The organism is Streptomyces sp. T39, assembly GCF_008042045.1.
Taxonomy (GTDB): Bacteria; Actinomycetota; Actinomycetes; order Streptomycetales; family Streptomycetaceae; genus Streptomyces.
On sequence record NZ_RDBP01000037.1, the window covers coordinates 1,079,597 to 1,085,596 of the forward strand.

6 protein-coding genes are annotated in these 6,000 nt (G+C 68.7%); all 6 read right to left on the reverse strand.

Annotated features, from left to right (window positions below):
• Positions 1–198: 198 nt before the first annotated feature.
• On the reverse strand, positions 199–1,902 hold the full coding sequence (locus tag EAO77_RS27465; RefSeq protein WP_147990934.1) for a DUF927 domain-containing protein: 1,704 nt from the start codon (positions 1,900–1,902) through the stop codon (positions 199–201).
• Positions 1,899–2,768, reverse strand: a complete 870-nt coding sequence (locus EAO77_RS27470; RefSeq protein ID WP_261994152.1) for a bifunctional DNA primase/polymerase — start codon at positions 2,766–2,768, stop codon at positions 1,899–1,901. The genes EAO77_RS27465 and EAO77_RS27470 overlap by 4 nt, the downstream gene beginning before the upstream one ends.
• A complete protein-coding gene (locus tag EAO77_RS38890; protein ID WP_187283436.1) occupies positions 2,765–3,064 on the reverse strand; it encodes a hypothetical protein in 300 nt (99 codons plus the stop codon). The genes EAO77_RS27470 and EAO77_RS38890 overlap by 4 nt, the downstream gene beginning before the upstream one ends.
• A complete protein-coding gene (locus EAO77_RS27475; RefSeq protein WP_147990936.1) occupies positions 3,061–3,291 on the reverse strand; it encodes a DNA-binding protein in 231 nt (76 codons plus the stop codon). Before EAO77_RS27475 ends, EAO77_RS38890 begins: the two co-directional genes overlap by 4 nt.
• Positions 3,281–3,511 (reverse strand): helix-turn-helix domain-containing protein, encoded by a 231-nt coding sequence (locus EAO77_RS27480; protein WP_147990937.1) that lies wholly within the window; start codon positions 3,509–3,511, stop codon positions 3,281–3,283. The genes EAO77_RS27475 and EAO77_RS27480 overlap by 11 nt, the downstream gene beginning before the upstream one ends.
• 451 nt (positions 3,512–3,962) lie before the next feature.
• A partial coding sequence (locus tag EAO77_RS27485) for a cell division protein FtsK (protein ID WP_261994153.1) occupies positions 3,963–6,000 on the reverse strand: 2,038 nt, incomplete at its 5' end.

The window sequence follows — 6,000 nt, forward strand, 5'->3', positions numbered from 1 at the left end:
CAGTGCTTGACCTGCTGGTTTGCAAGATCGCCAGGGGGTACGCGGGGGTGCGTACCCCCTGGCTGCGGACCCGAGGGGGTACGCAGTGCTGCGTACCCCTGTCGAACATGCCCTGAGCTGCACCGATACCGCCCCGGAGGGGGGGTACGCACTTGGGGTGAAGTAAGGGAGTGTTCTTCTGCGGCTCGGGTCGTCATGTCACTCTCCGTCTTCGGCGTCTGTGGCGAAGACGTCCGGGTTGAAGACGTACATGCGGACCTTGGAGCCGTTGAGCTTCCGCCCGAGCAGGTACGGCGGCCGGTAGGAAGGGCTCTCGATGAGCGCCCCGCTTTCCCGCCAGCTCGGGATGACCGAGTCCAGTTCGTAGCCGGCCTTCTTGAGGACTTCCTTCATCCGCTCCGGAAGGAGAGCCATCGTCGGCCGCTCGTCGACATTGATCTCCCGGCCGATCCACCCACCGAACGGCGGGTCGTTCTCCGTGTACGGGCTCCACATCTCACGGCGATGTGAAGCGATGTACTCCCGGACGATGTCGAGCGCCATCTCGCCCCGGTTGTCGGTCTGGTCGGCGGTGGCGAACAGGCGCCGCCACACGTCCATCTCCGGGGCCGGGAAGGGCACGATGCCCCACTGGTGGGAGAGTTCAGCGGCAAGCGCCAGGCAGGCCACGAAAGGCGCCCGGCGGGCCGACATGTCGCTCTCGTACCGGTGGTCCGCCGTCAGCTGCTTGTGACGGGCGACGATCGCACGCTTACCGCCGTCGGCGAGGACGTCGAGCAGCTTCTCAACGTACCGCGGCCCGGCCGTACCGAAGTTCTCGGCCGTCCCGTCCCGCACCTCGATGGCTGCTGCCGCCGACTCCGGTCCATCCGTACCGAACGGGGCTTCCTTGACGCTCAGGACGCGCGCCCCGGCCCCCTGGTCGGTGGTGAACGTGAGCACCGACTGTTCGCCGGTGGACACCACGACCGTGCGCCAGGGGAGCCCGGACGGCCACCCGCCGCCGCGGGCCGCCCCGTGGTTCTTCGGGATGGCGTACAGCAGCCCGTGGACCATCTCCGGGTTCTGGACGAGCTTGGTCTCGTCGAAGACGACCGGCAGACCGTTGACCAGGTTCAGGCGCTTCTCAGCGGCCAGCATCGTGGTCCGCCACGAGTAGAGACCGTCAGCCTTCTCGCTCGGGTCGGCCCACACGCTCATCCCACCGGCCGCAGCCGTCGTCTTGCCCCGGGTGGAGCGCCCGCAGATGTCGACGGCGAACGAGTTCACCCCGACGATCTGCAACAGCGGTGCGGCCAGGCACGCGTAGAGCGCCATCTGCGCGGCCGGGTAGGACTCCATGCGTTTGATGGCTGCCTGCCACCCGGCGAACGTTCCCGCCGGCTGATGTGCGGCCAGCGCTGGCTTCTGCTCGTCGAACTTCACCTCCACCTTGTGCGGGGTGTCCTGTGCGGTGACAAACGTTCCATCGGCCTGCCACCCCAGCTGGCGGGCCAGGTGGACGCGCGGGATCTTGCCCTGGTTGATGGACTCGAACGCGGCAAGGTACCGCTCGACGAGACGCGCGTCGCCCTCGATCACGGGTAGGCCGGCGTCTCCCAGGGTGGCCACCAGGACGCGGCCCCGGCGGACAACGTTGCGGGGCACGATGCGGGTGACGACACGGCCGCGGTCGACCCACGCCAACTCGACGGCCTGGTCACCGATCGGGTCGACGTACACCGAGCTGACGACCAACGGCGCCCACGCCACTCGCAGGTCGACGACCTCCTTGCCGACCTGCTTCTCCAGCCACACGCCGCTGTAGCTGATGCTGTAGCCGGCGGGCATGCGCACACCTTCGGGGACCAGGCGGCGGTCCGCCCATTCCTCTGTGGCCTGGTCGGTCGTCTCGTTGTTCACGCGGTCACGCCCCGTCCGGCGGACGCGACCGTGCGCATCGCTTCGCCTGCGCCCAGACCCACCCGGATAGCCGCTTCGACAAGCGGTCCCTCGACGTCGCTGGCCGCGACATGTCCGTCACGAACGTGCTCCCATGCCTTTGCTGCAGCCCAGAAGAGACGGTCGTTGCGGTTGCCCTCGGTGGCGTTGAGGACAACGTTGACGAGTCCCTGCAGCGCCCGTGTGGTGCTGTCGACGGACATAGCCGCCGGACGCCTATGGGGCTGCTGCCGGGGCGCGGGCGGCAGCATCAGACTGAGCAACTGCTCCGGGATCGGCTGAGGATCGATGAAGCCCAGCTTGGGGTGGAGAGCGTAGGCACCCTGGCGACCGATGCTTCCGGGACCAACGACGTACCCGCGGGAACTGCGGACGTCGATGCCGGGGCCGACCTTGCCGACCGAGTTGGGGACGATCGTCCCGCCAGGTACTGCCAGCCATAGGTGATAGCCGCCGGACGGCGTGCACACGGTCGTTGTGCGGGGCACTCGGAAGCCGTGCCGCTCGGCGAGCCTGTTGAGGGTGGCGACTCCGTCGACCGTGCCCTTGCGGTCGAGGTCGAGGCCGACCAGCCTTGCGCCGCAAGCGATGCCGTAGCCGACTGCCTTCGGTGCCTGGTCGAACAGCCAGTCAAGGGTGTCGTGGTCGTCGGTGGCGTCACCGATGCCATGGCCGGCAGCGCCGCAGAAGGCCATGCCTGGGCAGTTGTGGCCCTTCTCGTGCGGCGATCGGATGATGGGCGTCTTGTTGATGCTGAGGGGGATGCCGCGATACCCCATGTCGAGTGCCTGGTGGGCGCTGGCGCGAGCGGTGTCGTGGTTGCTCATGCCGCCCCCTTGAATTCGAGGAGGTAGTGCGCGCCGCAGGGCGCGTCTTTCTCGCCGAGTCCGATATGGCGGTGCCATGACTTGCACTGGGGGCAGCGGGCGGCGAACTCGAGCCGGCCGGATGTCTGAACGGGGACGGGGCGAGCGATGGGGGTGGGCCGATCTGCGGCGAACAGCGCTTCGTCCTGGTGGGCTGTTGACGCCAGTTGTGGCACAGTGGTGCCTGCGACCACCGCGTTGCTTTCACGAGACCCGGCATGTAGGGCATGCCGGGTCTCGCTGCTGTTCTGAGTCATGCGGCGTTCATCTCCTCTCCTGAGAGAAGGCGGATCAGGTCGGCGGTGATGACAACGTGTCGTGTGCCGAACGGGAGTGTCTTTACGGGGGAGTTGCCGCTCCTGATCCGCTCGTGCAGGTGGCTCTTGCTGCAACCGAGGGCCAGCGCCGCGGTGGGGATGCTGACGGTGGCAGGCCACTTGCGGATGTCGGCGAGGGTGGGGCGACTGGTCGTGTTAGGCGGCATGGGCGGCCTCTTCGGTGTCGTCGGCGAGTAGGTCGTCGACTGGCCGGCCGAGGGTGTCGGCGATGGCGACCAGTACGGCGACGCTGGGGGTGACGCGACCGAGTTCGTACTCGTGGATGCTGTATGCCGACCGGCCCACGCTGATGGCGAGTTGTTCTGGGGAGATGCCTGCCGTGGTCCGCGCTGCGCGGAGTTGGCGGCCGGAGAAGATCCGTGCCATGGAAGGTCCCTGAAAAACACGAACGCCGAGCAGGTGAATGACTCGTCTTGAGTCACGCACTGCCCGGCGCCTTTGGAACCTCCAGGGTGGCACCGCTGGCCTTACTCAGCAGGAGTTCTCCACCTGGGTGAACGACCTGCTGCCTGGGGCTAGCAGCTCGACATTCTCTGTCGATTGCCGGGCAGCGTACTACGGGTGGTTGGCTACGTAAAGAGCTACGAAGTTCGGTTGCTGTGGCTGTTGCTTGGTTGGAGCGCCTGGTTACGCGGTTCTTGGAGCCTTGTGCGCGGGGTTGTCGAGACCCCTCTACCCCCGTGACCTTGCAGGTGGGGGGCCATGACCACCCCCGTGACCGGGGTAGAGAGGGCCCTCTACTTTCGGGCGCTACGGGAAGGGGGCGGACGCGTTGTGTTCGGGCCCGCCCCGGGGCGGTTGGTAGAGCGGGGGCCCTCTACCCGAGGAGGATCTCAGCGGGGACCGCGGCCTCGATGTCGCGCCGCTGGTACCCGGCGAGGGCCTTGCGTTCGATCTTGACCTGCTTGCTGGTGCGCTTCACGCCGGCGGCTTCCAGTTCGGCGGCGAGCCGTTCGGCGTCGTGGTCGCCGTAGGTGTCTTCGTCGAGGTTCACGAGCCCGGCGAGGAGGTCGACGGTGAACATGCGCGGGCTGTGCCGCATGACTTCGAGGACGTCGGAGAGGATCGGGGCGAGCTTGATGCCCTGGGCGTCGGCGGCCGCGGTGACGTCCCCGGCCGCGTCCCCGGTGAGCTGTCCGACCTCCTGGCGCAGGGTGCGGCCCTTGGAGCAGATCTGGGCGAACCCGGGGCCGTCGAGGAGGTCGGCGCGAACGGTGACGAAGCTGGCGGGGCCGGTGACGAGCACGCCGACTCCCTTGTGGTCCTCGGAGAGGACGGACGCGTCGGCGCCCTGGGCGGCCTTGCCCTTGCCGAGCACCATGTCCGAGGACGTCTTGTCGACGACCTGCGTGGAGTAGCGGATGGTGATGATCTCCCGCAGCTTCGCAGGCACGGACTCCGCGTCGGGGCGCTGGCTGGCGTAGTTGGAGATGAACCCGGCGGCGGGGCCCCGGCGGGCGACGCGGCACAGGTCGTTGATGACCTGGTCGCGGTCCTCGCGTTCCATGGCGGTGAAGTACTCCTGCAGCTCGTCGATGGTGACGAAGATGACCGGCAGGTTGTACTTCCGCATGATGTCGGGGGTGAGCTTGCCTTCGGGGCAGACGGAGGGCGGCAGCTCCCTGAGCAGGGCGAACCGGCGTTCCATCTCGACGAGGAGTTCCTGCAGCATCGCCTTGAGGGCTTCGATGGCGTCGTCTTCGGCGCCCATGACGAGCCGGTGGGCGACGGCGCGCATGGGCATCCAGTCGGCGCCGCCCTTCCCGTCGGCCACGTAGTGGCGGACCCACGGGTCGAGGAGGCCGGCGGCGGTCATGAGGCGCTGGGTGAACGTCTTGCCGCGGCGCGGGAGCCCGCCGAAGAACATGGACTGCCACATGACGGGGACGGTGATGCGGTTGCCGCGGGCGTCCTGGCCGAAGGGGATGGGCTCCCAGACGCTAAAGGCGTCGGCCTTGGCGAGGGGCGACGGGTTGGGGGTGCCGAGATACGGGTCATCGTCGGCGACCCACATGCTGACGCGGCCTGCGTTGCCGCCCTGGGCTGCGCGGACGCGGGACATGATGACCTGGATCTCGTCGACGCCGAGCTCCTGGGCGATGACCTCCCGCTTGGCGAGGACGTCGGACGCGGTCTTCCCTCCGCCCCGGGGCAGGTCGAAAATCACAGACCAGCCGCGGCCATCGCGGACCGGGCCCATCGTGCAAGACACCTTCGGCCAGTCCTTCTCGTCGTCGCCGGCGCGGCCGCTTTTCAGGAGGCCGGCGGCGCGCAGGGCGTCGTTGAGCTGCTGCGATGACATGTCGACGCGGAGCGGGGGTGCGGCCTGGTCGAGGAGGCGGGTCTCCTTGCCGCGGCCGAGGTAGGCGAGGGGGACGGTGACGGCGGTGCCGATGCCGCCCTGGAGCAGGGGGTCGGCGAGGTAGACGCCGATGGCGGCTGCGGTGACGCCGACGGCGGCGGCGCCGAACCTCCAGCGGCGGGTGCGAGTGCGTTCGGCGTGCGCCAGCTGCAACCGGGTGGCGAGGTCGACGTCTTCGGGCTTGGCCTTGACCTGGGCGCGGAGCGCTTTGACGGCGGCCGTGTGGTCCTGGGCGGACAGGGTGGGCCAGACGCCGACGGTGGCCCGGTAGAAGCCTCGGGCGGCCAGCAGGAGCGTCTTGACGGCGTATTTGGGGGTGCGGATGCCGTGGTAGCGGGTGTGCCACCAGCAGAGGCGCCCGCAAGCGCCAGGAGAAGCAGCGGTGAGCCGCGACGCATGCCCGCAGTGCGAGGAGCACGCCCGACTCCACTCCGGGAACTGGCTCGGACTCGGCAAGGACAACGCCCCCTGCCCGCCGTGCGAGGACCACGCC